Here is a 26,841-nt window from a genome sequence, read left to right as displayed (position 1 = left end):
AGTCGGGGTGAAGCGGCGGCGCGTCAGGGGCGGTCCAGGACCAGGCCGACCTTCTGGAACTCCTTGAGGTCGCGGTAGCCGCACTTGGCCATCGCCCGGCGCAGGCCGCCGAAGAGGTTGAGCTGGCCGTCCGGCTCGTCGGCGGGGCCGAACAGCAGCCGCTCCATCGAGCCGATCGGCTCGCCGGCCACCTCGAACGCGCCCCGGGGCAGCGACGGGTGGCTGGCGGCGGAGTGCCACCAGGCGCCGCCGGCCGGGGCCTCCTCGCAGAGCGAGAGCGGCTCGCCGAGCATCACCGCGTCCGCGCCGCAGCCGAGCGCCTTGGCGATGTCGCCGGAGGTCTGCATGTCGCCGTCGGCGATCAGGTGCACGTACCGGCCGCCGGTCTCGTCGAGGTAGTCGCGACGGGCCGCGGCGGCGTCGGCGATGGCGGTGGCCATCGGCACCCGGATGCCGAGCACCGACTCGGTGGTCGACCAGTCGTCGCCGCCGATGCCCACGATCACGCCGGCCGCGCCGGTGCGCATCAGGTGCAGCGCGGTCTTGTAGTCGGTGCAGCCGCCGACGATGACCGGCAGGTCGAGGTCGGCGATGAACTCCTTGAGGTTCAGCGGCTCGTCGGTGGTGGAGACGTGCTCGGCGGAGACGAGGGTGCCCTGGATGACCAGGATGTCCACGCCGGCGTCGAGGATCACCGGGGCCAGCGCCAGGGTGTGCTGCGGCGAGACCCGGACGGCCACCGTGCCGCCGCCGTCCCGCAGCTCACGGACCCGCTCGGCGATCAGGTCGGGGCGGATCGGCTCGGCGTAGACCTCCTGGAGGCGCTTGGTGGCCCGGGCGTCCTCGCCGAGGCCGGCCAGCTCCTCCAGGATCTTGGTGGGGTTCTCGTAGCGGGTCCAGAGGCCCTCGACGTTGAGCACGCCGAGGCCGCCCAGCTCACCCAGGCGCACCGCGGAGGCGGGGCTCATGGTCGCGTCCGAGGGGTGCGCGACGCAGGGGATGCCGAACGGGTAGGCGTCGAGCTGCCACGCGGTGGAGACGTCGTCGACGTCCCGGGTGCGGCGGCTCGGCACGATGGCGATGTCGTCCAGGTGGTAACCGCGCTGCGCGGTCTTGCCCAGCCCGATCTCGACCACGTCACGCATGGGGACTCCAGATGTGTTCGGGGGTGGAGGGAGAGGTCAGCGGGTGTGGTAGTTGGGCGCCTCGACGGTCATCTGGATGTCGTGCGGGTGGCTCTCCTTGAGCCCGGCCGCGGTGATCCGGATGAGCTGCCCACGCTCGTGCAGCTCGGCGATGCTCTCCGCGCCCGCGTAGCCCATCGCGAGTCGCAGACCGCCGGTGAGCTGGTGCGCGACCTGGGCGAGCGGGCCACGGTAGGGCACCTGACCCTCGACACCCTCGGGGACCAGCTTCTCGTCGTTGGTGACGTCCTGCTGGAAGTAGCGGTCCTTGGAGTAGGACTTGACCTGGCCGCGGGACTGCATCGCACCGAGCGAGCCCATCCCCCGGTACGCCTTGTACTGCTTGCCGTTGACGAAGATCAGCTCGCCGGGGCTCTCCTCGCAGCCGGCCAGCAGGCTGCCGAGCATCACCGTGTCGGCGCCGGCCACCAGCGCCTTGGCGATGTCGCCGGAGTATTGGATGCCGCCGTCACCGATCACCGGCACGCCGGCCGGGCGGGCGGCCCGGGCCGCCTCCATGATCGCGGTGATCTGCGGCACGCCCACCCCGGCCACGATCCGGGTGGTGCAGATGGCGCCGGGGCCGACGCCCACCTTGATGCCGTCGGCGCCCGCGTCGACCAGGGCCTTCGCGCCCGCGTAGGTGGCGATGTTGCCGCCCACGATGTCGATGGTCACGTCCCGCTTGAGCCGGGCGACCATCTCCAGCACGGCCCGCTGGTGACCGTGGGCGGTGTCCACGATCAGCACGTCGACGCCGGCGTCGACGAGCGTGCGCGCCCGCTTGTAGGAGTCCTCGCCGACGCCGATCGCGGCGGCGACCCGGAGCCGGCCCGCCTCGTCCTTGGTGGCGTCCGGGTACTGCTCGCTCTTGGTGAAGTCCTTGACCGTGATCAGGCCGCGCAGCTTGCCGGACTCGTCCACGATTGGCAGCTTCTCGACCTTGTGCCGGCGCAGCAGGGCGAGCGCGTCGTCCTTGCTCACCCCGACCGGCGCGGTGATCAGCGGGGTCCGGGTCATGATGTCGCGGACCGGCGTGGCCGGGTCGGAGACGAAGCGCATGTCGCGGTTGGTGACGATGCCGACCAACTGCCCCTGGCCGTCGACGAGCGGGACGCCGGAGATGCGGTAGCGGCCGCAGAGCGCGTCGACGTCGCGGAGCGTGTCGTCCGGGCTGGCCGTCACCGGGTTGGTGATCATGCCGGACTCGGAGCGCTTGACCAGGTCGACCTGGAGCGCCTGGTCGTCCACGGAGAGGTTGCGGTGCAGCACGCCGATGCCGCCCTGGCGGGCCATGGCGATCGCCATCCGCCCCTCGGTGACGGTGTCCATCGCGCTGGAGAGCAGCGGCACGGTCAGCTCGATGTTGCGGGTGAGCCGGGTGCGGGTGTTGACCCGGCTGGGCACGACGTCCGACTCGCCGGGCTGGAGGAGCACGTCGTCGAAGGTCAGCCCGAGCGGCACCACCCGGGCGGAGCCGGCCGGCAGCTCGGGCAGATGGCCGCCCAGCTCGCCGCCGTCGGGGCCGGTCGGGATCTCGGTGCTGGGCGAATTCTCCACGATTGCTCCCCTGAGCTGGTCGAACGGGCTGCAGCGAGGTGGCGCGCGCGGGCAGGGGCGCGCACCGGGGTGACGGCGCGTCGCCTCATCGTACCCACTGGCCCGGTCGGTCCCGGGCAGCGGCGGGCCCGGGGTAGGCCGGGCCACAGCGCGGCCGGGGGCGGGCTTTCCGGCGGCGCGGGGTCTACGGTGAGAGGGTGCACGACGAGCCCATCGACCCGTTCAACGGCGACCCGGCCGATCCGGCTGCCGGCCTGCACGACTCCGGCGAGGAGGAGACACTCGACCCGCTGACCGAGGTCGAGCGGCAGGACGTCCTGGAGGATCTCGCCGATCTGGAGATCTACCAGGCCCTGCTCCAGCCGATCGGGGTGCGCGGCCTGGTGATCGAGTGCGAGGACTGCCGCGAGCCGCACTACTTCGACTGGGACCTGCTCCGGGGCAACCTGCGTCACCTGCTCAACTCGGGGCGTCCCCGGGTGCACGAGCCGGCCTACGACCCCGATCCCGACCACTACGTCAGCTGGGACTACGCCCGCGGCTACGCGGACGGCGTGCACGACACGCTCACCGAGGGCACGGACGACACCGCCCCGGAGTGATCCGGCCGCCGCTCAGGCGACCAGACCGGCCCGGAAACCGGCGGCCACCGCGTGCGCGCGGTCCCGCGCGCCGAGCTTGCGGAACAGCCGCCGGGCGTGCGTCTTGACGGTGTCCTCGGAGACGAACAGCTCCCGCCCGATCTCCGCGTTGCTCTTGCCCTCCGCCATGCCGAGCAGCACCTGAAGCTCACGCTCGGTGAGCCCGATCGCGCTGCGCGGCGTCCGCGCCGGGCGCTGGCCCGGGCTCGGCTGGGGTGTCTCCGAACCCTCCGCCGCCGGGTCGGCGGCGTCCTCGCCCCGCTGCACCGGCACCATCGTGGGCAGGCCCGCGGCATCCACCGGCGCCGCCGCCGGCCAGCCCGGCCCGCCGGGGGTACGCCCCGGCGCGGTCGCCCGGGTCGGCCCGCCGACCGCCGCCGCGTCCCGGGCGGCGTCGGCCACCCGGTGCCGGTTGGCCCGCCCGGGGGCGGAGAGCAGCAGCAGCGCCTTGGCCACGGCGCTGGTCAGATCGTGGTCGGCGTTCTGGATCAGGCCGCGCGCGCCGGCGCTGATGGTGGCCGCCGCCGACTCCGACTCCTCGGCGCCGAGCAGCAGCACCGCGGCCTGCGGCGCGCGGGCGAGCACCCGGCGCACGAAGCCGGCGCTGTCCGGCCGGGTCAGGGCGGTGTCGGCGAGCACCACGTCGACCGGGCGCTCGGCCAGCCGCAACATCACCTCGGGATCGGAGACGGCCGTCCGGACGACGCCGGACAGCCCGAGCCGCGCCGCCGCGGAGGTCAGATGCTGGGCCGCCAATGGTGTCCGTACGCATACAAGAACGCTACGCACTGTGGTCTCCTCTCCGACTCAGAGCAGACCACGAGCGGGTGGGGTCGGGTGGGGGTTCCGAGCAATCATCCGAACTTTTCCGACAGATGGGGCATATGCCACGGAGTGTCCGAGGTTTTCGATCACAGATGTGTGAGGCGGGGACGGCTCGGGTACCGAGTCGTTCATCCGGAACCGGCATCCCGCGCGGACCGCCGCCCGGTAGCTGGCCACGAACATTCTCCGCGGTGCCGCGCGGGAGGAGGGGTGCTGATGTCGAACGTACGTAGGCTGCCTGGACCCATCGTCGACCTCTGGGACTGGCAGCGGCTCGGCGCTTGCCGGGGCCGCGACAGCGCCCAGTTCTTCCACCCGGACGGCGAGCGCGGCTCGTCCCGACTGCGCCGCGAGACCGGCGCGAAGACGGTCTGCGGCGCCTGCCCGGTGCGCGCCGAGTGCGCCGCCCACGCCCTCGCCGTCCGTGAGCCGTACGGCGTCTGGGGCGGGTTCAGCGAGTCCGAGCGGCTGCGGCTGCTCGCCCTCGGCTGGGAGGACGCCGCCGACCGCCGGCAGTCCCGGGTGGACGTCGCCCGGCTCGAGGCCCGCCTCGGCCGGTCGCACAAGACCGTTCCCGACCAGCGCAAGGTCGCCTGACCTCCGGCACGTCCCGACGCCGCGCCCCGGACTCCGGGGCGCGGCGTCGCGTCGTCCGCTTCCCGGCACGTTCATCGGGCTGCCCGGCCGGGGCAGGATCCCGGTGCGGCGCCTGCAAACGTGATGGCGGAAACGACTCAGGCGATGAGGACCGCCGGCGCCCCAGCCCGGTTCGACCAGCCCGCCGTCCGCCCCGGCACTGTCCGGCGGGGCAGCAGGCCAACGGCTCGGCGGGTCAGGCCACGGTCACCGTCACGGTGTGCCGACCGGTCGCGCCGTCCGGGGCCACCGGGCTGCGCCGCTCCGGCTGCGTCTCGCCGGCCGCGTCGGTGGCGCGTACCTGGAGGCGGTGCTCGCCGGGGGTGGCGTCCCAGCGCCACGACCACTGCACCCAGGTGTCCGACGACACCGCCGGGGCGAGCGTCGCCTCCCGCCACGGGCCGTCGTCGACGCGCACCTCGACGCGGCGGACGCCGAGGTGCTGCGCCCACGCCACCCCGGCGACCGTCACCGGGCCGGCGGACGGGCGGCTGCGGGCCCGGGGCGTGTCGATCCGGGACTGCGTCTTGATCGGGCCCTGGGCGGACCAGCCGCGGGGCACCCAGTACGCGTCGAAGTCGGCGAAGCTGGTCAGCTCCAGCTCGGTCAACCACTTGCACGCCGAGACGTACCCGTAGAGGCCGGGCACCACCATCCGCACCGGGAAGCCGTGCTCGACCGGCAGCGGCTCGCCGTTCATCCCCACCGCGAGCAGCGCGTCCCGCCCGTCACGCAGCACCGAGGTGGGCGTGCCGCAGGTCCAGCCGTCGGCCGACCGCCCGACCACCTGGTCCGCGCCCTCCTCCGGGCCGGCCTCGTCCAGCAGTTCCTTGATCGGCACGCCGAGCCAGCGAGCGTTGCCGATCAGGTCGCCGCCCACCTCGTTGGAGACGCAGGCCAGCGTCACGTAGCGCTCGACCATCGGCCGGGCCAGCAGCTCGTCGAAGCTCAGTTCGATCGGGTTGCGGACCCGGCCGTGGATGCGCAACGTCCAGGTGACCGGGTCCACCTGCGGCACCACCAGAGCGGTGTCGATCCGGTAGAACTCCCGGTTCGGGGTGACGTAGGGGGCGAGCCGGGGCAGGGACAGGTCCGCGCCGGCCGGCACCGGCGGGGCGGGCGCCGCCGGGGCGGGCAACGTCACCGCCTCCCGGGCCGCCGAGACGCCACGCCGACCGGCAAGCCAGTGCCCACCGAGGCCGGCGACCGCCGCCGCGCCGGTCAACAGGCCGGCGCCACGCAGGAACCGGCGCCGCGACTCCTGGTCACCGCCGCTCTCCGACGGCTCCCAACCATCCGGGTCCTCCCCCTCGCGGGCGAGCGCGGCGACCATCGGCGGCGGCGTCGGCCCGGGAGGCGCCACCGGCTCCGGGACGCCCGGGTGCGTCGCGGGCCCGGCCGGGCCACCGTCCGCACGCAGCGGACCGGCCGCGAACGCCCAGAGCGTCAGCCCGCCGAGACCGGCACCGACCAGCGAGGGCAGCGCGTCGAACCCGTCCGCGCCGGGCCGGGTCAGCGCGGCGGTCACGCCGAGCGCGGCGAACGCGGCGATGCCGGCCAGGCCGAACGCCAGCCGTCGGGCCGCGGCCAGGCCGAGCAGTGCCGCGAAACCGGCCAGCAGCAGCGCCGTGCCGACCAGCAGCGCGATCTTGTCGTACCTGCCGAAGACGTCGATGGCGAACTGCTTGAGCGGCTCGGGCACCAGGTCGACCACGAGGCCGCCGACGGCGATCAGGGGGGCGGACCGGGGACCGGTCAGGACGGCCACCGGCTCGGCGACACCGAGCGCCACCACGGCGGCGACGACACCGGACAGGGCCGCGTGGCGGCGGGAGATCGGGCTCACCCGGCCCAGTGTGGTCGACCGGTCGGGCCGGTTGCCAATCTCGTCAGCGTTCCGTAAGCGGATGGGCGTCGGGGCACACCGCCGGCTCGGCGATGTGCCCCGACGTCGGGCCGTACTCCTCGGGTCAGAAGCCCGGGCCGTGCTGGTGGCCGTGGCCGTGCGAGTGGCCGTGCCCGCCGGCGGCGGCCGGCTCCGCCTCGGCCGGCTTCTCCACCACGAGGCTCTCGGTGGTGAGCAGCAGGCCGGCGATCGAGGCGGCGTTGGAGACCGCGTTGCGGGTCACCTTCACCGGGTCGAGGATGCCGGCCTTGGCCAGGTCGACGTACTCGCCGGTGGCGGCGTCGAGGCCGGTGCCCCACTCCTGGCCGACGACCTTCTGCACCACCACGTAACCGTCGTGGCCGGCGTTCTGGGCGATCCAGCGCAGCGGCTCGACCAGCGCCTTGCGCACGATCGAGACACCCACCTTCTCGTCACCGGTGAAGCCCAGGTCGTCGTCGAGCACCGGCAGGATCTGGGCCAGGGCGGCGCCGCCGCCCGGGACCGTACCCTCCTCGACCGCGGCCTTGGTCGCGGCGATGGCGTCCTCGATGCGGTGCTTGCGCTCCTTCATCTCGACCTCGGTGGCCGCGCCGACCTTGATCACCGCGATGCCGCCGGAGAGCTTCGCCAGCCGCTCGGACAGCTTCTCCCGGTCCCACTCGGAGTCCGAGGCCTCGATCTCCTTGCGGATCTGGGCGACCCGGTCGGCGACCTCGGTGGACTGGCCGCCGCCGTCGACGACCGTGGTGTTCTCCTTGTCGACCACGACGCGACGGGCGGTGCCGAGCACCTCCAGGCCGACCTGGTCGAGCTTGTAGCCCAGCTCCGGGGCGACCAGCTCGGCGCCGGTCAGGACCGCCATGTCCTGCAGCATCGCCTTGCGGCGGTCGCCGAAGCCGGGCGCCTTCACCGCGCAGACCTTGACGGTCTTGCGGATGGCGTTGACCACCAGCGTGGACAGGGCCTGGCCCTCCACGTCCTCGGCGATGATGAGCAGCGGCTTGTTGTTCTGGAGGACCTTCTCCAGCAGCGGCAGCAGCTCCTCGATCGCCGAGATCTTCTGCGTGGTGATCAGGATGTACGGGTCCTCCAGGACCGACTCCTGCCCCTCCACGTCGGTGACGAAGTTCGGCGAGATGAAGCCCTTGTCGAACTGGAGACCCTCGGTCACGTCCAGCTCGGTGGTGAGCGCCGAGCCCTCCTCGACGGTGATCACACCGTCGCGGCCGACCCGCTCCATCGCCTCGGCGATCAGCTCGCCGATCGTGGCGTCCTGCGCGGAGACGGTCGCCACGTGCGCGATCGACTCCTTGCTGGCGACCTCGACGGCCTTGCCGAGCAGCGCCTCGGAGACCTTGGCGGCCGCCGCGTCGATGCCCCGCTTCAGGCCGGTCGGGTTGGTGCCGGCGGCCACGTTGCGCAGGCCCTCGCGGACCATGGCCTGGGCCAGCACGGTCGCGGTGGTGGTCCCGTCGCCGGCGACGTCGTTGGTCTTGGTCGCCACCTCCTTGACCAGCTGCGCGCCCAGGTTCTCGTACGGGTTGGTGAGCTCGATCTCCTTGGCGATCGTCACGCCGTCGTTGGTGATCGTGGGCACACCGAACTTCTTGTCCAGGACGACGTTGCGCCCGCGGGGGCCGAGGGTGACCTTGACCGCGTCCGCGAGGGCGTTGACACCGTGCTCGAGCAGGTGCCGGGCGTCATCCGAGAAGCTCAGGATCTTTGCCATCAGTATCCCTTCGAAGCGACGTTGCCCCGGCCCGGCGAGCCGGACCGGGGCAACGACACTGATCGGTTGCTTACTTCTCGATGACCGCGAGGACGTCGCGGGCGGAGAGCACCAGGTACTCCTCGCCGGCGTACTTGACCTCGGTGCCGCCGTACTTCGAGTAGAGAACGGTGTCGCCGACCTTCACGTCGACCGGCACGCGGTTGCCCTTGTCGTCGATCCGGCCCGGGCCGACAGCGAGGACGGTGCCCTCCTGCGGCTTCTCCTTGGCGGTGTCGGGGATCACGATGCCCGAGGCGGTGGTGGTCTCGGCCTCGTTCGCCTGCACCACGATGCGGTCCTCGAGCGGCTTGATCGCAACCTTGGTCGCGGTAGTCACGGGCATACCCTCCTGGGGTACTGGGTGTCGTTACCGGTCGGCGTGCCGACCAGCGTCAATCTGCCACATGCCACCGGGCGGGGCCGTCGTCGCGGGTGCCGGTCCGCCTGGCGTTCAACCGCCGGACACCAGGGCCCGGAGGTTGGCACCCTCAGGGTGAGAGTGCTAATCGCAGGTTATTCCTCGGCTAGCACTCCGTCAAGGAGAGTGCCAGCGTCACGCCCACCGTGTCGCCGCCGGACCGGGTCGGGAGAATGGTCGGGTGGATCTCGACCAGCTCACCGCGTTGCGTACCCCCGAGGGGTCGGCCGCGCTCGCCGCCGCGGCGGAGGTGGCCGGCGGCGACCCGCTGGCGGCGGCGGCCGCGCTGCGCTCGGCCGGGATCCCGGGTGGACTCGCGGCGGCGGCGCTGACCCAGGCGGAGCTGCGCCGCCGGGCCGCCGGCAAGTTCGGCGCGGCGGCGGCCGGGATGTTCCTCACCCGGGCCGGGCTGGAGCAGGCCACCCGTCGGGTGGTCGCCGACCGGCGGGCCGCCCGGTTGCGCGCCGCGGGCGTGACCAGCCTCGCGGACCTGGGCTGCGGGCTGGGCGCCGACGCGCTCGCCGCGGCCCGCGCCGGCATCCGGGTGTACGGGGTGGAGGCCGACCCGGTGACCGCCGCGATGGCGGCCGCGAACGCCGAGGCGGCCGGGCTGGCGGAGCTGGTCACGATCGAGTGCGGCGACGCCACCGCGTTCGACGTGCGCCGGGTCGACGGCGTGTTCTGCGACCCGGCGCGCCGGCGGGCCGGAACCGGCCGCCGCGTCTTCGACCCGAACGCCTACTCCCCGCCGTGGGACTTCGTCACCGGGCTGGCCGCGCGGGTGCCGCACACCGTGGTCAAGGTGGCGCCCGGGCTGGACCACGCGCTGATCCCGGCCGGCGCCGAGGCCGAGTGGGTGAGCGTCGACGGCGACCTGGTCGAGGCCGCGCTCTGGTGCGGCCCCCTCGCCGGCACCCCCCGCCGCGCCACAGTGCTCCGGTGCAAGGAGGGGCCCCCTGTTAACGCCTCCGGTAGAGAAGGGCCCCCCTCTCACCACCTGACGGGCACCGGCACGGCCGAGGCGGCGGTGGGCGCGGTACGGCGGTTCCTGTTCGACCCGGACCCGGCGGTGGTGCGCGCGCACCTGGTCGCGGAGTTGGCCGCCGACCTCGGCGCGACGCTCGCCGACCCGACGATCGCCTACCTGTACGCGGACGCGGCGCACGCCACCCCGTTCGCCCGCTGTCTGGAGATCACCGACGTGCTGCCGTTCTCGCTGAAGCGGCTGCGCGCCCTGCTGCGGGAGCGCCGGGTCGGCCGGGTGGAGATCCGCAAGCGGGGGTCGGCGCTGGAGCCGGAGAAGCTGCGTCGCGACCTGCGGTTGACCGGCGACGAGCCGGCCAGTCTGGTGCTGACCCGGGTGGCCGGCGCGCCCACCGTGCTGATCTGCCGCCCGGTGCCGACCGCCGGCTGACCGGCGGCGCCCGCCGCCGCGACACCGGCCGCCGAGTCGCCCCGACCCGGTGGCCGGGTTAGCTTGACGGTCATGGCGGGACAGGGCACTCCGGCGACCGCGCTGCTGACCAGGCGGAAGGTCGCGCACACCACGCACCCGTACGACGTGTCGCCGGACGCGCCGAACTACGGCGCGCTGGTCGCCGCCGCGCTCGGGGTGCCACCGGAGCGGGTGTTCAAGTCGCTTGTCACCGAGGTCGACGGTGGGCTGACCGTGGCGGTGGTGCCGGTGACCGGGGAACTGGACCTGAAGGCGCTGGCCGCGGCGGTCGGGGGTAAGCGGGCCGTGCTGGCCGACCGGGCGGTGGCCGAGCGGACGACCGGCTACGTGCGGGGCGGGATCAGCCCGCTCGGGCAGCGCAGGGCGCTGCCGACCGTGGTCGACGCGTCCGCACTGGATCACCCGACCGTCTATGTCTCGGCCGGCCGCCGGGGTCTCCAGGTGCAGCTCGCGCCGGCCGATCTGGTGACGCTGACCGGGGCCGTGAGCGCCCCGATCGCGGCCGGCTGAACCGGACGTCTGGGAGCGTTTCCGCAGCCGGTGTCGGTGCGGTGACAACCGCGTTGCTGAATTGTTACCGCCGCCAACAAACTTCTGACCTCGGCACTCTTGCGGAGCGCGGGAAGCGCGGAATACGTTGCCGGACACAACAAAACACCGAACGCAACTCCCCCCACCCCCCGAAAGGACCCGTGCACATGCGCAAGGGCTTCCTCACCTTCGCGGCCGTCGGTCTCCTCGCGACCGGCAGCATGGCCGCCTGTGGTGACAACGGCGGTTCTTCCGACCAGGCCGGCGGTTCGAACGACAAGAAGCCGAAGATCGGCGTGATCCTGCCGGACAGCAAGTCCTCCGCCCGCTGGGAGGGCGCGGACCGCAAGTTCCTCAAGGAGGCGTTCGACGCCGCCGGGGTCGAGTCCGACATCCAGAACGCGCAGAACGACAAGACCGCGTTCCAGACCATCGCCGACCAGATGATCACCAACGGCGTGAACGTGCTGATGATCGTCAACCTGGACTCCGGCACCGGCAAGGCCGTGCTCGACAAGGCCAAGTCGCAGGGCGTCGCCACCATCGACTACGACCGGCTGACCCTGGGCGGCTCCGCCCAGTACTACGTCAGCTTCGACAACGAGGCCGTCGGCAAGCTCCAGGGCGAGGGCCTGAGCAAGTGCCTGACGGACAAGGGCGTCAAGAACCCGGCGATCTCCTACCTGAACGGCTCGCCGACCGACAACAACGCCACCCTGTTCAAGAACGGGTACGACTCGGTGCTCAAGCCGAAGTTCGACTCGAAGGAATACACCAAGGTCGCCGACGACCCGGTGCCGGCGTGGGACAACGCGCAGGCCGCCACCATCTTCGAGCAGCAGCTGACCAAGGCCGGCGGCAAGATCGACGGCGTGCTGGCCGCCAACGACGGCCTCGGCAACGCGGCCATCTCGGTGCTGAAGAAGAACAAGCTCAACGGCAAGGTCCCGGTGACCGGGCAGGACGCCACCAAGGAGGGCCTGCAGAACATCCTCGCCGGTGACCAGTGCATGACCGTCTACAAGGCGGTCAAGAAGGAGGCGGACGCCGCCTCCGAGCTGGCCATCGCGCTCGCCAAGGGCGAGAAGAAGGACACCGGCCAGACCGTCAAGGACCCGGAGGGCAACCGGGACGTGCCGGCCGTGCTGCTGGAGCCGAAGGCCATCTACAAGGACAACGTCAAGGACGTCGTGGCCGACGGTTACGTCACCAAGGAAGAGCTCTGCACCGGCGCGTTCGCCAAGCTCTGCACCGACGCCGGCGTGAGCTGAACCACCCCGCCTCAGGCGGCGCCGCCCGGCACGGGGACCACTCCCGTGCCGGGCGGCGCCCACGCCGGACGGGATCCGAGACCTCCCTCCGCCCAAAGGAGACCCCCGTGTCCGCAACCCCCCTGCTGGAGCTACGCGGGATCGACAAGAGCTTCGGTCCCGTCCAGGTGCTGCGTGACGTCGCCTTCGCCGCGCACCCCGGCGAGGTGACCGCGCTTGTCGGCGACAACGGCGCCGGCAAGTCGACCCTGGTCAAGTGCATCAGCGGCATCTACCCCACCGAGGCCGGCGAGTTCATCTTCGACGGCCGGCCGGTGAGCATCAACAGCCCCCGGGACGCCGCCGCGCTCGGGATCGAGGTCGTCTACCAGGACCTGGCGCTCTGCGACAACCTCGACATCGTGCAGAACATGTTCCTCGGCCGGGAGAAGCGCAGCGGCCTCGTGCTCGACGAGCCGACCATGGAGCAGATGGCCGCCGAGACCCTGGCCGGCCTGAGCGTGCGCACCGTGAAGTCGTTGCGCCAGCACGTCTCCAGCCTCTCCGGCGGGCAGCGGCAGACGGTGGCCATCGCCAAGGCGGTGCTCTGGAACAGCAAGCTGGTCATCCTGGACGAGCCGACCGCCGCGCTCGGTGTCGCGCAGACCGCCCAGGTGCTGGAGCTGGTCCGCCGGCTCGCGGACAAGGGTCTGGCCGTGGTGCTCATCTCACACAACATGAACGACGTCTTCGCCGTCTCCGACCGGATCGCCGCGCTCTACCTCGGCCAGATGGTCGCCCAGGTGAAGACCACCGACATCACCCACTCGCAGGTGGTCGAGCTGATCACCGCCGGTCGCTCCGGCGACCTCGGCCTCACCGGCGAGCCGGGCAGCAACGGCACCGGCGCCGCGCCCGCCGACATCACCCCAGGAGCCGTCCGATGACCGCGACCGCCGTCAAGAAGGAAGGCCCGGCCAGCGTCACGCCGGCGCCGACCGTGGGCAGCCACGTGAGCAACTACTGGCGCCGGGTACGCGGTGGCGACATCGGCGCCCTGCCCGCCGTGATCATGCTGCTCGTGCTCGCGGTGGGCTTCTCGATCGCCCGCCCGTCGTTCTTCACCGCCGGCAACCTGGCGAACCTGTTCACCCAGGGCGCGGCGGTCACGCTGATCGCGATGGGCCTGGTCTTCGTCCTGCTGCTCGGCGAGATCGACCTCTCCGCCGGCTTCGCCAGCGGCGTCTGCGCGGCGATCCTGGCCAACGTGGTCACCGTGCTCGGCTACCCCTGGTACGTCGCGGTGCTCGCCGCCGTCGTCACCGGCGTGGTGATCGGCACCGTGCTCGGCCTGCTGGTCGCGAAGGTCGGCATCCCCTCCTTCGTGGTGACGCTCGCCGGCTTCCTCGCCTTCCAGGGCGTGGTGCTGACGCTGATGGACGAGGGCGCCAACATCGCGGTCCGGGACGACGTGCTGGTCGCGATCGCCAACCGCAACCTCTCCCCCGTGCTGGGCTGGACGCTCGCCGCGCTCGCCGTCGGCGGGTACGCGGCCGTGCAGCTGCTGCGCCACCGCAACCGGTCCGCGCGCGGCCTGCTCACCGACCCGATCGCGGTGGTCGCCGCGCGGATCGGCGGGCTCGCCGTGATCCTCGGCGTCGCGGTCTACGTGCTCAACCTGGAGCGCAGCCGCAACGTCCTGGTGGTCTCGCTCAAGGGCGTGCCGATCGTGGTGCCGATCATCGCGCTGCTGCTGGTCGTCTGGACGTTCGTGCTCCAGCGCACCAGCTACGGCCGGCACATCTACGCGGTCGGCGGCAACGCCGAGGCGGCCCGCCGGGCCGGCATCAACGTCGACAAGATCCGTATCTCGGTCTTCGTCATCTGCTCCGGGATGGCCGCCATCGGCGGCATCGTGGCGGCCAGCCGGGCCAACTCGGTCGACCCCAACACCGGTGGCAGTAACGTGCTGCTCTACGCCGTCGGCGCGGCGGTGATCGGCGGCACCAGCCTCTTCGGCGGCAAGGGCCGGGTCCTCGACGCCGTGCTCGGTGGCGCGGTGATCGCGGTGATCGACAACGGTATGGGACTGATGGGATACAGCTCGGGCGTCAAGTACGTGGTCACCGGCGTGGTGCTGCTCGCCGCCGCCACCATCGACGCGCTGTCGCGGCGGCGCGCCGCCGCCACCGGCGTGCGCTGACCCCGAGGTACGGACACACCATGGCAGTGGCAATGCGCGCGGGTCCCAGCCAGGACGAGATCCGACGGCAGAACCTGGGCGCATTGCTCCGCTACGTGCACGTGCACGGGGCCACCAGCCGCGCGGAGCTGACCACCGCGCTCGGGCTCAACCGCAGCACCATCGGCGCGCTGACCGCCGACCTGGCCGGCGCCGGTCTGGTCAGCGAGGGGACGCCGAAGGAGACCGGCCGGGCCGGACGACCGTCACTGGTCGTCCGGCCCGAGTCGGGACGGGTCTACGCGTACGCGTACAGCGTCGAGGTGGACCGGCTGCGGGCCGCGCGGGTCGGGCTCGGCGGCGAGGTGCTCGACCGCCGGGAACTGGACCGGCCGCGCAACCTGGTCGCCGGGGAGGCCGCCCCGCTGCTGGCCGGCGCGGTCAAGGAGATGCACCAGACGGTGCCGCCGGAGTCGTTCTGCGTCGGCGCCGGGGTCGCGGTCTGCGGCATGGTCCGCCGCGACGACGGGCTGGTGCGGCTCAGCCCCACCACCGGGTGGGTGGACGAGCCGATCGGCGCGGCGCTCGCCGACGAACTCGGCATCGACGTGCCGATCACGGTGGGCAACGTGGCCGACGTGGCGGCCTTCGCCGAACACGCCCGCGGCGCGGCCACCGGCTGCGACAACGTCATCTATCTGTACGGGGACGTCGGCGTCGGCGCCGGCATCATCGCCGGCGGGCGACGGCTGACCGGGCACGGCGGCTACGGCGGCGAGGTCGGCCACATGGTGGTGGTCCGCGACGGCGCGCGCTGCGACTGCGGGCGGCGCGGCTGCTGGGAGACCGAGATCGGCGAGTACGGGCTGCTGCGCGCCGCCGGTCACGCCGAGGCGCGCGGCCGGGACGCCCTGCTGGGCGTCTTCGACGCCGCCGACCGCGGGGACGCCCGGGCGCAGAGCGCGGTCCGGCAGGCCGGCGACTGGCTCGGCTTCGGCGTGGCCAACCTGGTCAACATCTTCAACCCGGAGATGGTCATCTTCGGCGGCACCATGCGCGACCTCTACCTGGCCGCCGCCGCCCAGGTGCGCAGCCGGCTCAACCGCAACGGGCTGCCCGCCTGCCTGGAGCACGTGCGGCTGCGTACCCCGGAACTCGGCGACGACGCGGCGCTGATCGGCGCCGCCGAGCTGGCCTTCGAACGTCTCCTGGCCGACCCGCTGAACTGATCGGCCCGGTGATCCGTACCAAGGTGCGGATGGCCGGTCGGCTCGGCCGTCCGCGTGACCCCGCGTAGCGGTCCGGACCGAGGAGGCAACCCAACCATGGCATCGCTGGAATCCGCACGTCGCCGGCTGGCGCACCGGGTGACCCTGCTGCTCGTCGTGATCGGCGCGGGGATCGGCGTCCTTCCGGGCGCGGCGCTTGCCGCGCCCAATCCCGGCGTGCAGATGAACGCCGCCGACATGACGCTGCTCAACGGCGTCCGGCTGGCCGGGCTCTGGGAGATGCCGGCCGGGACGATGGCCGCCGAGAAGGGCCAGTCCCCGCGGGTACGGGAGGTCGGCGCGGAGATCGCCCGCCAGCACGGCGTGCTGGACCAGTTGGTGGTCGAGGCGGCCAACAAGCTGGGCGCGGTGCTGCCGGCGGAGCCGACCACCCAGCAGAAGGGGTGGCTGACCGAGATGCAGAACGCCAACGGCGCCCAGTTCGACCAGATCTTCGTCACCCGGCTCCGGGTCGCCCACGGCAACATCTTCCCGGTGATCGGGGCGGTCCGGGCCAGCACCAAGGACCCGGTCGTGCGCAAGCTCGCCGAGGACGCCAACAAGTTCGTCAACGACCACATGACCATGCTGGAGAGCACCGGACTGGTCCGCTGGCAGCAGCTGCCGCCGCCCGCGATCCCGGCGGCGCAGAGCGACTCGCTGGTCGCCGCCGCCCAGGCCAACGCGGCCAGCGGCGGCGGGATCCAGGTGGGCACCGGGATCGTGTGGGCGGTGTTCCTGATCGCGCTGGGCACCGGCGGGTACACCACCTGGCGGTTGATGCGCCGCTCCTGACGGGTGTCAAGCGGGGCCCCTTCCTATACGCCAGGCGTTAGGAAGGGGCCCCTCCTTACACCTCAGCCGTGCCAGGAGCGCCAGAGGGCCGCGTACGAGCCGTTGGCGGCGACCAGCTCGTCGTGCGAGCCCAGCTCGACGATCCGGCCGTCGGCGACCACCGCCACCCGGTCCGCGTCGTGCGCGGAGAAGAGCCGGTGCGCGATCGCGATGACGGTCCGCCCGTGCAGCACCGCCGCCAGCGAGCGCTCCAGGGCCCGGGCGGCCCGCGGGTCGATCAGCGAGGTGGCCTCGTCCAGGACCAGCGTGTGCGGGTCGGCCAGCACCAGCCGGGCCAGCGCGAGCTGCTGCGCCTGCGCCGGCGTCAGCGGGTGCCCGCCCGCGCCGACGACCGTGCCCAGCCCGTCCGGAAGCGCCCGCGCCCAGTCCAGCGCGTCGACGGCCGACAACGCGGCCCGCACCTCGGTCGGATCGGCGGCCGGGCGGACCATCGCCACGTTGTCGGCGAGCGTGCCGATGAACACGTGGTGTTCCTGGCTGACCAGCGCGACGTGGGTGCGCAGCTCGTCCAGGGGCAGGTCGGTGAGGGGTCGACCGTCGACGGTGACCGCCCCGGCGCTCGGGGTGTGCACGCCGGCCAGCAGCCGGCCCAGCGTCGACTTGCCGGCGCCGGACGGACCCACCATGGCCAGCCGCTCCCCCGGCCGGGGCACCAGCGTCACCCCGTGCAGCACGTCGTGGCCGGGGCGGTACGCGTACCGGACGTCGTGCGCGGCCAGCCGGCCGTCGCCGTCGCGCCGGTGAGAACCGGCCGGCGAAGCGGGTCGGTCGTCCTCCTCGACGGCCACGCCGAGCAGCCGGGCCAGCGAGGCGCCGCCCACCTGGAACTCGTCCAGCCAGCCGAGCAGCCGCTCGATCGGGTCGGTGAGCTGCTGGGCGTAGAGCGTGGCGGCGGTGACCTGGCCGAGGCTGGCCCAGCCCTTCAGGTGGAACCAGCCGCCGATGAGCAGGGTGGCCACCATCGGCACCAGGTAGCCGAACTCGGCCACCGGCCAGAACACGGTGCGCAGGTGGAGCGTGTAGCGCTCGGCCGCGTACGACCGCTCGATGTCGGCGTCGCCGCGGGCCCGGCGGCGGGCCGCCTGGCGCAGCGCCTCGGTGGTCCGCGCCCCCTCGACCGTCTCGCTGATCCCGTCGGTGATGTCCGAGTAGGCGGCGTTCTCCCGCAGGTAGCCCTGCGGCGCGCGGCGCAGGTACCACCGGGTGCCGGCAACGAGCACCGGCACCGCGAGCAGGCTGGGCAGCACCAGCAGCGGCCCGGTCAGCACCAGCGCGCCGAGGATCAGCAGCACGGTCAGCGCCGCGATCAGCGTCTCCGGCCCGGCGAAGCGGACCGTCCGGGACAGCGCGGAGACGTCCCGCGAGGTGCGGGTGAGCAGGTCACCGGTGCCGGCGCGTTCCACGGTGGACAGCGGCAGCGCGAGCACCCGGTCGACGAACTCCTCGCGCAGCTCGGCCAGGATCCGCTCGCCGAGCCGGGCCGAGGCCAGGTGCGCGAAGCGGACCAGCACCGACTGCACCACCACGAACGCGGCGATCGCCGCCACCACCCGGTCGACGGTCGTCGCGCCGACGCCTCGCGAGATGCCCTCGACCAGGTCGCCGAGGAGACGCGGGGTGACCAGCCCGGCCGCCGCGGCCAGCGCGTGCAGGCCGAGCACGGCGGCCAGGCCGCGCGGGTGCCGGCGGATCAGCTCCCGCACGTACCGGCGGACCCGCGCGCCGTCCGCGACGGGCAGCGCGTTGCTCATCGGTCCTCCTCCCGGCTCACCGTGGCCGCGTACCGGGGCTCGGCGGCGAGCAACTCCTCGTGCCGGCCCTCCGCGACGACCTTGCCGTCCTCCACGAAGACCACGTGCTCGGCCCGGCCGAGCATCAGCGGGCTGGTGGTGCAGACCAGCGTGGTGCGACCGGGCCGGGCCGCGCCCAGCCGCTCGGCGATCTGCGCCTCGGTGTGCGCGTCCACCGCGCTGGTCGGTTCCACCAGGATCAACGTCTCCGGGTCGGCGACCAGCGCGCGGGCCAGCCGCAGCCGCTGCCGCTGCCCGCCGGAGAACTCCCGGCCGCGCTCGGCGACCGCGCCGTCCAGGCCGCCGGGCAGCGCCTCGACGACGTCCGTCGCGCTCGCCGCCGCCAGCGCCGCCTCGACCGAGGTCCGGTCGGCCCGGTCGTGCGGGTCCAGCTCCGCGCGGAGCACGCCGCTGAACAGCTGCGCGTCGTTGTCGGCCACCAGGATCCGCTCCCGCACCGTCGCCAGCGCCACGTCCCGCAGCGGTACGCCGTGCAGCGTCACGTCCCCGTCGACGTACCGGCCGAGCCGGTCGGCGATCTCGGCGGCGTCCTGCGGCGCGGTGGCGGCCAGCGCGGTGAGCCGGCCCGGCCGCAGCACCAGCCCGGAGCGCACGTCCACCAGCTCCCCCGGCCCGTTCGGCACCGGCACCGGGCGGGCCGGGTCGGTGAACTCCGGCGCGAGCCGGAGCAGCCGGACCACCCGGCGGGCCGCGACGTGCCCCCGGGTCAGCTTGTCGGCCGCCTCGGTGAGGTTGCGCAGCGGGCTGACCAGGAACGCGGTGTAGCCGTAGAAGGAGACCAACTGGCCCGCGGTGATCTCGCCGCGCAGCGCGAACCGGGCGCCGAGCCAGGTCACCAGCACCACGAAGACGCCCGGCAGCAGGATCTGCGCGGCCTGGAGCAACGACTCCACCCGGGCCACCCGCAGGCCGTCGGCGCGCAGCGCCTGCGACCGTTCCCGGTAGCGGGCGGCCAGCATCGGCTCCCCGCCCACCCCGCGCAGGACCCGCAGGCCGGAGACGATGTCGGCGGCCCGGGCGGTGAGCCGGCCGGTGGACTCCCGGTAGGCCGCCTGCTGGTGGTGCAGCGGCCGGATCAGCAGCGCGACCAGCCCCATCAGCAGCGGCACGCCGAGCACCACCACGAGACCGAGCGGTCGGGAGGCGTCGAGCAGGATCACCGCGACCGTGACGATGCCGACCACCGCCCCGGCGCCCCGGGCGGTGATGTCCACCGCGCCGCCGATGTGCTCGATGTCCGAGGTGCCGATGCTCACCACCTCGCCGGCCGCGACCCGGCGGGGCAGCGCCGCGCCGAGCCGGTTGGTGGCATCCACGGTGACCTGGACCGTGCGGTAGGCGGCGCCGAGCCAGTTGTGCACCGCGCAGCGGTGCCGCAGGATGCCGGCACCGGCCTGGACCAGGCCCAGCCCGAGCAGCGCGAGGGCCCAGCGCAGCAGCGCGTCCGGATCGCGGTTGGCCAGCCCGGCCTCCACCGCCCGCCCGATCGCGGCCGGCACCAGCGCCTGGGCCAGCATCCAGATCACGCCCAGCGTGATACCGCCGCCGAAGTAGACGGGATGTCGCCCGGCGAGCCACACCAGGTAACGGGTGGCCGACCGCGCGTCGGGGGTGCCGGGATCGCCGGCCGGTGAGAAGCGCCGCACCCACCGACGCTAGGTGCCGGAGCCGAACGGACGCCAACCAATTCCGGGCTAGCGGTCCACCTCGGTGAAGTCCCAGCTGTGCGGCGGGCGGGCAACCAGCCGCATGGGCGGCTCGGGGAGGTCGCGCGGGTTGTTCCGCCACTTGGAGATGACCACCAGCCGGTGGTCGGTGGAGGAGAACACCTCGCTGGCCACGTGCATCGGGTCGTGCTCGAACTCGGGCAGCGCGGTGTCGCAGACCCAGGTGATCAGGTCGGCGAAGCCGTACGGCTCGGCCTTCGCCTCCCACATCCGGACGATCATGTCGGTTTCCTCCCCGGTCAGACGCTGACCACGGTCAGCGGCATCGCGGAGTCGGCCGGCAGGTCCAGCCGGCTCGGGGCGACGCCCGCGGCGACCAGGTGCGAACCGAGCGCCGCCACCATCGCGCCGTTGTCCGTGCAGAGCTTCGGCCGGGGCGTACGCACCCGGACGCCGTGCTTCTCGGCCCGCTGCTCGGCCATCGCCCGCAGCCGGGAGTTGGCCGCGACCCCGCCGCCGATCACCAGCGTGTCGATCCCGCTGCTGCGGCAGGCGTCCAGCGCCTTGCCGACCAGCACGTCACAGACCGCCTCCTGGAAGGACGCCGCCACGTCGGCCACCGGCACCGGCTCGCCGGCCCGCTGCCGGGCCTCGACCCAGCGGGCCACCGCCGTCTTCAGGCCGGAGAAGGAGAAGTCGTAGCGGTGCGCGGCCAGGTCCTTCGCGGCGGTCAGCCCGCGCGGGAAAGCGATCGAGACCGGGTCGCCGGCCCGGGCCTCCCGGTCGATGTACGGCCCGCCGGGGAACGGCAGCCCGAGCAGCCGGGCCACCTTGTCGAACGCCTCCCCGGCCGCGTCGTCGATGGTGGCGCCGAGCGGGACGACGCCCCGGGCCAGGTCGTCGACGCGCAGCAGCGAGGAGTGCCCGCCGGAGACCAGCAGCGCGATCGCCGGCTCGGGCAGCGGGCCGTGCTCCAGCGTGTCCACGGCGACGTGCGCGGCGAGGTGGTTCACCCCGTACACCGGCTTCTCCGCGGCCACCGCGTACCCCTTGGCGGCGGCGACGCCGACGAGCAGCGCGCCGGCCAGGCCCGGCCCGGAGGTCACCGCGATGGCGTCGACGTCGGCGATGGTGACGCCGGCCTCGCGCAACGCCCGGTCCATGGTCGGCACGATCGCCTCCAGGTGGGCGCGGCTCGCCACCTCGGGCACCACGCCACCGAACCGGGCGTGTTCCTCGACGCTGGAGGCCAGCGCGTCGGCGAGCAGCGTGTGCCCGCGCACGATGCCCACCCCGGTCTCGTCGCAGGAGGTCTCGATGCCGAGGACCAGTGGTTCGTCAGCCATGCCCGTCAGTCCTCGTTGCGCTGCATGACCAGCGCGTCGGTGTTGCTCGGTTGGTAGTAGCCACGCCGCACGCCGATCGGCTCGAAGCCGTAGGTGGCGTAGAGCCGCTGCGCCGGGGCGTTGTCCGCGGCGACCTCCAGCAGCGTGCTGCGGACGCCCCGCCGGGCCGCCTCGGCGAGCAGCGCCTCCAGCAGCAGCCGGCCGGCACCTCGGCGCTGCGCGTCCCGGCGGACCGCGATGTTCTGCACCCACGCCTCGTCGGGCGGGGACACGGCCAGCCCGGCGTAGCCCGCCACGCTGCCGTCGTCGTCGGTGGCGACCAGGTAGAAGTGCCCGTTGGCGAGTTCGTTCCAGAACATCCCCGGGGTCCACTGCTCGGCGCCGAACAGGTCCGCCTCGATGGGCAGCACCTCGTCCACGTGCCACCAGCGGAACCGGCCCAGCCTCATCGCAGGACCGGCTTGTGGCCGGTGGCCGCCACCGCGTCCGGCCGGCGCAGGTAGAGCGGGGTGAGCGGTTCACCCGGCTCGCCCGCGCGGATCCGCGCCGCGGCGAGGCCGGCCAGCGCCAGCGGGTCCGGGTAGCGCGGCTCGTCCCGCACCGGCAGCCCGAGCACGTCGGCGTACCGGTGCGCGCCGTCGCCCACCGCCACGGTGACCGCCAGGTCGCGGGCGCGCTCGGCGGCGACCGCCGGGGCGGTCACGTCCGGCCCGGCCACGCGCCGGCCGGCGCCGTCGTAGACGGCCCAGTAGACCTCGCGCCGCCGCGCGTCGCTCGCCACCAGCACCGTCCCGTCCTCGCCCGACGGCCCGCCCGGCGCCGACAGCCGGCCCGCAACCGACGGCTGGCCCGCAACCGACGGCTGGCCCGCAGCCGGCGGCTGGCCCGCAGCCGGCGGCTGGCCCGCAGCCGGCGGCTGGGCGAGGCCGTCCAGGGAGCAGACGCCGTAGGTGGGGATGCCGAGCACCTGGCCCATGGTCGCGGCGGTGACCAGGCCGACCCGCAGCCCGGTGAACGGGCCGGGGCCGAGCCCGGTGACGATCGCGGCCAGGTCCGCGGGGCGCGCGCCGACGTCGGCGAGCACGGCGTCGACCTGCGGCGCGAGCAGCTCGCCGTGGGCCCGCGCGTCGACCGTGCACCGGGACGCGCGGAGCGCGACGCCGTCCGCCGAGACGTCGACGAGCGCCGCGGTCACCGCGGGCGTCGAGGAGTCCACCACCAGTACGAGCACGGTGAACCAGCCTAGCCGTCTCCTGACGGGCCCCGCCCATCCCCATGCCATCGCCCTGCGTAGCGCCCGGACGGAAGACACTACTTTTCCACGGTATACCTGTGAGTCATAAATATTCCCCAGAGGTATACCGCTCGACAGGGGACTGCCATCCTGTGGGCATGACGGAGAGTCGCCTGGTCCGGGAGATCGCCCACGCCCTGCGCCACGAACGCGAACGGGCCGGGCTCACCCAGCAGGCGTTGGCCGCCCGCGCCGGGCTGAGCCAGGCGGCCATCGCCCGGATCGAACGAGGCGACCGGCTGCCCAGCCTGACCACCGCGGAGCGCCTGCTCACCGCGCTCGACCGCCAGTTGCGGATCGAGGTCGAGCCGCTGGACAGCCACCTGGACGCGGCGCTCGACGAGATGTCCGGAGCCGACCTGGTCCAGCGGCTGGCGGATCTCGGGCTGGACCGGCTGGTCGCCGCGCTCGGCGACCTGCCGTACGTGCTGGCCGGCAGCACGGCGGCGGTGCTGCAGGGCGCGCCGATACCGGTGGACGCCGTCGAGATCGCGGTGCGGTGGCGTGATTCCCCCGCGTTCACCGCGTTCCTGGAGCGGGCCTACGCACAGCGTTGGAACGCCCGCTGGGAGGAGTGGGGCGGAGTGCGCCACGAACCCGAGGAGCCGGGCGAGCACCACTGGCGAACCCGCCACGGCGAGCTGCGGGCCCGGATGGTCGACGAGCTGCCCGAGCCGATCGAGGTGCGGTTCGGCGAGCGGACCTATCCGGTCGAGCCGCTGGTGCAGGTGGAGGTGACCGACCGGCGCGCGGCCGACCTGCTGCGCCGGCACCGGCAACGCCTGACGGCCGAGGCCGGCGGGTCAGCCGGCTGAGCGGGCCCAGTCGACGGTGGGCAGGCCGGCGTCGGCCAGTGCCTTGTCGGCCGCGCTGAACGGCCGGCTGCCGAGGAAGCCCTTCGGGTTCATCGGGCTGGGATGACCGGCCTCCAACACCACGTGCCGCGGGTTGGTGACCAGCGCCGCCTTCTTGCGTGCGTAGCCGCCCCAGAGCAGGAAGACCACCCGCTGGTCGAGCGCGTCGAGCGCCCGGATGGTGGCGTCGGTGAACTCCTCCCAGCCCCGGTTGGCGTGCGAGCCGGGGCTGGCCTGCCGGACCGTGAGCACCGAGTTGAGCAGCAGCACGCCCTGGGCCGCCCAGCCGTCCAAGTTGCCGCTGCGTGGCTTCGGCACACCCAGATCCGCCTCCAACTCCTTGAAGACGTTGCGCAGCGACGGTGGCACCGGCACGCCCTCGCGCACGCTGAAGCTCAGGCCGTGCGCCTGCCCGGCCTTGTGATAGGGGTCCTGGCCGAGGATGAGCACCCGGGTCTCGTCCGGGCCGCACAGCCGGTAGGCGGAGAACAGGTCCTCCGGCGGCGGGAAGACCGTGGCGGTCGCATATTCCCCGGCGACGAACTCGGCCAGCGCCGCGGTGCGGGCCGGGTCGAGGTGCGGGGTGAGCGCCGCACGCCACGGCTCGGGCAGGAGCGCCAACAGGTCGAGGGCGGGGGCGTCGTCGGGCATCGGCAACCTTTCGCAGTCGTCCCCGGGACTCTAGGCAGCGGGTACGACAGCGCTCAGTCGAGGGTGGCCAGCCGGGCCGCCCAGTCACCGCCGACCGGCTCCAGCGTGACCACCCGGGTGTCGTCGTCGCGCCGGTCGATGCGGACCCGCAGGTGCGCGTCGACCAACTGCTCGACCATCCCCTCGCCCCACTCCACCAAGGTCACCGCGTCGTCCACCGAGGCGTCCAGGTCGAGGTCGTCGATCTCGGCCCGCGGGTCGGCGGCCTCACCCAGGCGGTACGCGTCGGCGTGCACCAACGTCACCCGGCCGCCCCGCGCCGGGTCCGGCCGGTGCACCCGGGCGATGACGAAGGTCGGCGAGGTGATGTCGCCGCGTACGCCGAGACCGGCGCCGACGCCCTGGGTCAGCGCGGTCTTGCCGGCCCCCAGCGGCCCGCTGAGCAGCAGCAGGTCCCCGGCGCGCAGCACCCCGGCCAGCCGCCGGCCGAACTCGTGGGTGTCGTCGACGGTCTTCAGCTCCACCAGCACGCTCACAGCGACTCCAGGAACCTCTCCACGGCCGCGTTGACCTCGTCGGCGTGCTCCAGCATCACCACGTGCCCACTGTCGTGGATCTTCACGAACTCGGCGTCCGGCAGCCGCCGGACGATCTCCTCCGAGTGGGTCACCGGTGTGATCATGTCCTTGTCCCCCACGATCACCAGCACCGGCGTGCCGGCCAGCGCGGCCAGCGCCGGGAACCGCGAGTGGGTGGCCAGCGTCCGCAGATAGCGGGTGACCGTGTCGGCCGAGGTGCGGGAGTTCATCGTCTCCACGTACGACACCAGGGTCGGGCTGGGCTTCGGGGTGCCGAAGCCGTACCTGCGGGTGAGCAGCCAGGCCACGTTCGAGGTCGACCTGCGGGCCTTGTCGATCACGGTGCCGCCGTACCGGGTGGCGTTGCTCATCATGTAGAGCACCGGCGCGCCGACGCGGCCCAGCAGCGCCGGGGCCACCAGCTTGGTCTCCGCGGCCAGGCCGCCCGAGGTGGCCATCAGCACGGTGCCGACCACCCGGTCGCCGAACAGCTCCGGGTAGAGCTCGGCCAACGCCATGATCGTCATGCCGCCCATGGAGTGCCCGACCAGCACCAGCGGGCCGTCCGGGGCCACCTCGTCGAGCACCCGGCGCAACGTGCGGCCCAGCGCGGTCAGGTCGTACTCGCCGGTCTCCAGCCGCCCGGACCGGCCGTGCCCGGGCTGGTCGTACGCCACCACGCGGTAGTCGCCCCGTTCGGCGAGCATCGCGCGCTGGAAGTGGAACGTCCCCATGTCCAGGCAGAAGCCGTGCACCAGCACGACGGTCGGGTGCCCGGCCACCGGCCGGGTCGGCTCGACCACCTCCACGTGGATGTCGGTGCCGTCCGGCATCTCCAGCCGGTACGCCTCGTCGTAGCGCTGCTGGCCGAAGACCTCGTGGGCGTACCGGTCGGCGGGGTCCTTCTTCAGCCGGCGGACCAGCACCCGCTCGCTGACCACGCCCGCCGCGAGCCCGGCGGCGGCCACCCCGACGGCGGCGCCGACCAGCCCGGCGACCTTGCCGGCGGCGCCGCGCGGACGTGGCACCCTCACGGCTTCTCGCCGTCGTAGACCCGGGGCACCCGCACGCCGCCGAACCGGGTGACGATCTCGTAGTTGATGGTGCCGACCGCCTCGGCCCAGTCGTCCGCGGTGGGTTCGCCGTCCGCGCCGCTGCCGAACAGCGTCACCACGTCACCGGCGGCCACCTCGTCGTCGCCGCAGTCGACCACAAACTGGTCCATGCAGACCCGGCCGGAGATGGTCCGCCGCTCGCCGCCGAGCAGCACCGGCCCGGTGTTCGAGGCGTGCCGGGGCACCCCGTCGGCGTAGCCGAGCGGCACCACCGCCAGGTTGCTCTCGGCGTCGGTGAGGTAGGTGTGGCCGTAGGAGACCCCGGTGCCGGCCGGGACCCGCTTGGTCAGCATCACCCGGGCCCGGGCCGTCATCGCCGGGCGCAGCCCGAACCGCTCACCCGCGATCGGCGACAGGCCGTAGACGGCGATGCCGGGCCGAACCAGGTCGAAGTGGGTGTCCGGCCGGGTCAGGGTGGCCGCCGAGTTGGCCAGGTGCCGGTAGCGGGGCCGCAGGCCGGCCCGCGTCACCATCTCCAGCCCCTCGTGGAAGACCGCGAGCTGACGGTCCGTCGTGGGGTGGCCGGGCAGGTCCGCGTACACGAAGTGGCTCCACACACCGACCACCTCGACCACGCCGTCGGCCTGGGCCTTCGCGGCGGCCTCCAGCAACGCCGGCCAGTCGGCGACGGTGGCGCCGCCCCGGGACAACCCAGTGTCGATCTTCAGGTGGAGCCGGGCCGGACGGCCCGCCCGGCGGCTCGCCTCGATCATCTCGTCGAGCTGGGTCAGGCTGGCGCAGCCGAGGTCGACCCCGACCGCGACGCCGTCGTGCAGCGGCAGGCCCGGGTCGAGCAGCCAGGCCAGCACCGGCGCGGTGATCCCCTCCTGACGCAGCCGGAGCGCCTCGTCGAGGGTGCAGACACCGAGCTGGTCCGCGCCGGCGTCCAGCGCCGCGCGGGCCGCCGGCACCATGCCGTGCCCGTAACCGTCGGCCTTCACCACCGCCATCAGCTCGGCGCTGGTGCCGGCCTTGAGCCGGGCCACGTTCTCCCGGATCGCGTCGAGATCGACGCGCACCTCCGACTGCCACATACCCCCAGCCTACTTCCGCCGGTGAT

The 26,841-nt window shown here is 73.5% G+C and carries 25 protein-coding genes and 1 pseudogene; 10 read left to right on the top strand and 16 right to left on the bottom strand.

Features of this window, described 5'->3' with window-relative positions:
* Positions 1-23: 23 nt before the first annotated feature.
* Both GA0070213_RS19130 and guaB read right to left on the bottom strand, forming a co-directional pair.
* The gene (locus GA0070213_RS19130) at positions 24-1,145 is read right to left on the bottom strand and encodes a GuaB3 family IMP dehydrogenase-related protein (protein WP_091066027.1); all 1,122 of its coding nucleotides are present in this window, start codon (positions 1,143-1,145) and stop codon (positions 24-26) included.
* A 36-nt stretch (positions 1,146-1,181) separates the two neighbouring features.
* The gene (guaB, locus tag GA0070213_RS19125) at positions 1,182-2,744 is read right to left on the bottom strand and encodes an IMP dehydrogenase (protein ID WP_091066024.1); all 1,563 of its coding nucleotides are present in this window, start codon (positions 2,742-2,744) and stop codon (positions 1,182-1,184) included.
* Positions 2,745-2,941: 197 nt separating this feature from the next.
* Between guaB and GA0070213_RS19120 the strand changes: the two genes are divergently transcribed.
* Positions 2,942-3,346, top strand: coding sequence for a DUF5319 domain-containing protein (locus GA0070213_RS19120; RefSeq protein ID WP_091066020.1), 405 nt, complete (start codon positions 2,942-2,944; stop codon positions 3,344-3,346).
* 12 nt (positions 3,347-3,358) lie between these two features.
* Here GA0070213_RS19120 and GA0070213_RS19115 read toward each other — a convergent pair whose 3' ends face one another.
* Entirely contained in the window at positions 3,359-4,174 is an 816-nt protein-coding gene (locus GA0070213_RS19115; protein ID WP_091066017.1) for a response regulator transcription factor, read from the bottom strand.
* Between the two features lie 252 nt (positions 4,175-4,426).
* On the opposite strand from GA0070213_RS19115, the gene GA0070213_RS19110 reads away from it, so the two are divergent.
* On the top strand, positions 4,427-4,807 hold the full coding sequence (locus tag GA0070213_RS19110) for a WhiB family transcriptional regulator (protein ID WP_091066160.1): 381 nt from the start codon (positions 4,427-4,429) through the stop codon (positions 4,805-4,807).
* A 235-nt stretch (positions 4,808-5,042) separates the two neighbouring features.
* Here GA0070213_RS19110 and GA0070213_RS19105 read toward each other — a convergent pair whose 3' ends face one another.
* The 3 genes from GA0070213_RS19105 to groES all read right to left on the bottom strand — a co-directional run bounded on the left by GA0070213_RS19105 (position 5,043) and on the right by groES (position 8,848).
* A complete protein-coding gene (locus GA0070213_RS19105; RefSeq protein WP_175441404.1) occupies positions 5,043-6,692 on the bottom strand; it encodes a sulfite oxidase in 1,650 nt (549 codons plus the stop codon).
* A gap of 124 nt (positions 6,693-6,816) precedes the next feature.
* Entirely contained in the window at positions 6,817-8,463 is a 1,647-nt protein-coding gene (gene groL / locus GA0070213_RS19100; RefSeq protein WP_091066010.1) for a chaperonin GroEL, read from the bottom strand.
* Between the two features lie 70 nt (positions 8,464-8,533).
* The gene (gene groES, locus GA0070213_RS19095) at positions 8,534-8,848 is read right to left on the bottom strand and encodes a co-chaperone GroES (protein ID WP_088998427.1); all 315 of its coding nucleotides are present in this window, start codon (positions 8,846-8,848) and stop codon (positions 8,534-8,536) included.
* A gap of 256 nt (positions 8,849-9,104) precedes the next feature.
* Here groES and GA0070213_RS19090 point away from each other — a divergent pair, with 256 nt between their 5' ends.
* The 7 genes from GA0070213_RS19090 to GA0070213_RS19060 all read left to right on the top strand — a co-directional run bounded on the left by GA0070213_RS19090 (position 9,105) and on the right by GA0070213_RS19060 (position 16,405).
* A complete protein-coding gene (locus tag GA0070213_RS19090) occupies positions 9,105-10,337 on the top strand; it encodes a THUMP-like domain-containing protein (protein ID WP_091066007.1) in 1,233 nt (410 codons plus the stop codon).
* Between the two features lie 72 nt (positions 10,338-10,409).
* On the top strand, positions 10,410-10,889 hold the full coding sequence (gene ybaK, locus GA0070213_RS19085) for a Cys-tRNA(Pro) deacylase (RefSeq protein ID WP_091066003.1): 480 nt from the start codon (positions 10,410-10,412) through the stop codon (positions 10,887-10,889).
* Positions 10,890-11,077: 188 nt separating this feature from the next.
* Positions 11,078-12,181 carry a sugar ABC transporter substrate-binding protein gene (locus GA0070213_RS19080; RefSeq protein ID WP_091066000.1) on the top strand — a complete coding sequence of 368 codons (1,104 nt, stop codon included), beginning with the start codon at positions 11,078-11,080 and terminating at the stop codon, positions 12,179-12,181.
* Positions 12,182-12,288: 107 nt separating this feature from the next.
* Positions 12,289-13,107, top strand: a complete 819-nt coding sequence (locus GA0070213_RS19075; RefSeq protein WP_091065994.1) for an ATP-binding cassette domain-containing protein — start codon at positions 12,289-12,291, stop codon at positions 13,105-13,107.
* Positions 13,104-14,363, top strand: coding sequence for a sugar ABC transporter permease (locus GA0070213_RS19070; RefSeq protein ID WP_091065990.1), 1,260 nt, complete (start codon positions 13,104-13,106; stop codon positions 14,361-14,363). The genes GA0070213_RS19075 and GA0070213_RS19070 overlap by 4 nt, the downstream gene beginning before the upstream one ends.
* A gap of 32 nt (positions 14,364-14,395) precedes the next feature.
* Complete coding sequence (locus tag GA0070213_RS19065; RefSeq protein ID WP_091065987.1) at positions 14,396-15,571, top strand: ROK family protein; 1,176 nt, start codon at positions 14,396-14,398, stop codon at positions 15,569-15,571.
* Between the two features lie 96 nt (positions 15,572-15,667).
* Positions 15,668-16,405, top strand: coding sequence for a DUF4142 domain-containing protein (locus GA0070213_RS19060; RefSeq protein ID WP_091065984.1), 738 nt, complete (start codon positions 15,668-15,670; stop codon positions 16,403-16,405).
* Positions 16,406-16,467: 62 nt separating this feature from the next.
* Here the strand turns inward: GA0070213_RS19060 and GA0070213_RS19055 are convergent, their stop codons facing one another.
* The 6 genes and pseudogenes from GA0070213_RS19055 to tsaB all read right to left on the bottom strand — a co-directional run bounded on the left by GA0070213_RS19055 (position 16,468) and on the right by tsaB (position 22,571).
* Positions 16,468-18,216 (bottom strand): ABC transporter ATP-binding protein, encoded by a 1,749-nt coding sequence (locus GA0070213_RS19055; RefSeq protein ID WP_091065980.1) that lies wholly within the window; start codon positions 18,214-18,216, stop codon positions 16,468-16,470.
* Positions 18,213-19,922: an ABC transporter ATP-binding protein gene (locus GA0070213_RS19050; RefSeq protein WP_091065977.1), complete on the bottom strand. Its 1,710-nt coding sequence runs from the start codon at positions 19,920-19,922 to the stop codon at positions 18,213-18,215. The genes GA0070213_RS19055 and GA0070213_RS19050 overlap by 4 nt, the downstream gene beginning before the upstream one ends.
* 48 nt (positions 19,923-19,970) lie before the next feature.
* Entirely contained in the window at positions 19,971-20,225 is a 255-nt protein-coding gene (locus GA0070213_RS19045) for a hypothetical protein (protein ID WP_091065973.1), read from the bottom strand.
* Positions 20,226-21,289: pseudogene (gene tsaD, locus GA0070213_RS19040) on the bottom strand (tRNA (adenosine(37)-N6)-threonylcarbamoyltransferase complex transferase subunit TsaD); the annotation flags it as partial.
* Positions 21,290-21,294: 5 nt separating this feature from the next.
* Positions 21,295-21,738 (bottom strand): ribosomal protein S18-alanine N-acetyltransferase, encoded by a 444-nt coding sequence (gene rimI / locus GA0070213_RS19035; protein ID WP_091065966.1) that lies wholly within the window; start codon positions 21,736-21,738, stop codon positions 21,295-21,297.
* Positions 21,735-22,571: a tRNA (adenosine(37)-N6)-threonylcarbamoyltransferase complex dimerization subunit type 1 TsaB gene (gene tsaB, locus GA0070213_RS19030; RefSeq protein WP_425412842.1), complete on the bottom strand. Its 837-nt coding sequence runs from the start codon at positions 22,569-22,571 to the stop codon at positions 21,735-21,737. Before tsaB ends, rimI begins: the two co-directional genes overlap by 4 nt.
* Before the next feature lie 110 nt (positions 22,572-22,681).
* Here tsaB and GA0070213_RS19025 point away from each other — a divergent pair, with 110 nt between their 5' ends.
* Positions 22,682-23,398: a helix-turn-helix domain-containing protein gene (locus tag GA0070213_RS19025; protein ID WP_091065959.1), complete on the top strand. Its 717-nt coding sequence runs from the start codon at positions 22,682-22,684 to the stop codon at positions 23,396-23,398.
* On the opposite strand, the gene ung is transcribed toward GA0070213_RS19025, so the two are convergent.
* Genes ung through alr form a run of 4 tightly spaced genes read right to left on the bottom strand, consistent with a single transcriptional unit; the run spans position 23,387 to position 26,815 of the window.
* Positions 23,387-24,088, bottom strand: coding sequence for a uracil-DNA glycosylase (ung, locus tag GA0070213_RS19020; RefSeq protein ID WP_091065956.1), 702 nt, complete (start codon positions 24,086-24,088; stop codon positions 23,387-23,389). The genes GA0070213_RS19025 and ung overlap by 12 nt on opposite strands.
* Before the next feature lie 53 nt (positions 24,089-24,141).
* Positions 24,142-24,624, bottom strand: coding sequence for a tRNA (adenosine(37)-N6)-threonylcarbamoyltransferase complex ATPase subunit type 1 TsaE (tsaE, locus tag GA0070213_RS19015; RefSeq protein WP_091065954.1), 483 nt, complete (start codon positions 24,622-24,624; stop codon positions 24,142-24,144).
* A complete protein-coding gene (locus GA0070213_RS19010; protein ID WP_091065951.1) occupies positions 24,621-25,700 on the bottom strand; it encodes an alpha/beta fold hydrolase in 1,080 nt (359 codons plus the stop codon). The genes tsaE and GA0070213_RS19010 overlap by 4 nt, the downstream gene beginning before the upstream one ends.
* A complete protein-coding gene (alr, locus tag GA0070213_RS19005) occupies positions 25,697-26,815 on the bottom strand; it encodes an alanine racemase (protein ID WP_091065947.1) in 1,119 nt (372 codons plus the stop codon). The genes GA0070213_RS19010 and alr overlap by 4 nt, the downstream gene beginning before the upstream one ends.
* Positions 26,816-26,841 lie beyond the last annotated feature (26 nt).

Origin of the sequence: Micromonospora humi, from assembly GCF_900090105.1 — a bacterium.
Classification (GTDB): domain Bacteria; phylum Actinomycetota; class Actinomycetes; order Mycobacteriales; family Micromonosporaceae; genus Micromonospora; species Micromonospora humi.
This window is presented reverse-complemented; position numbering and strand designations above follow the sequence as displayed.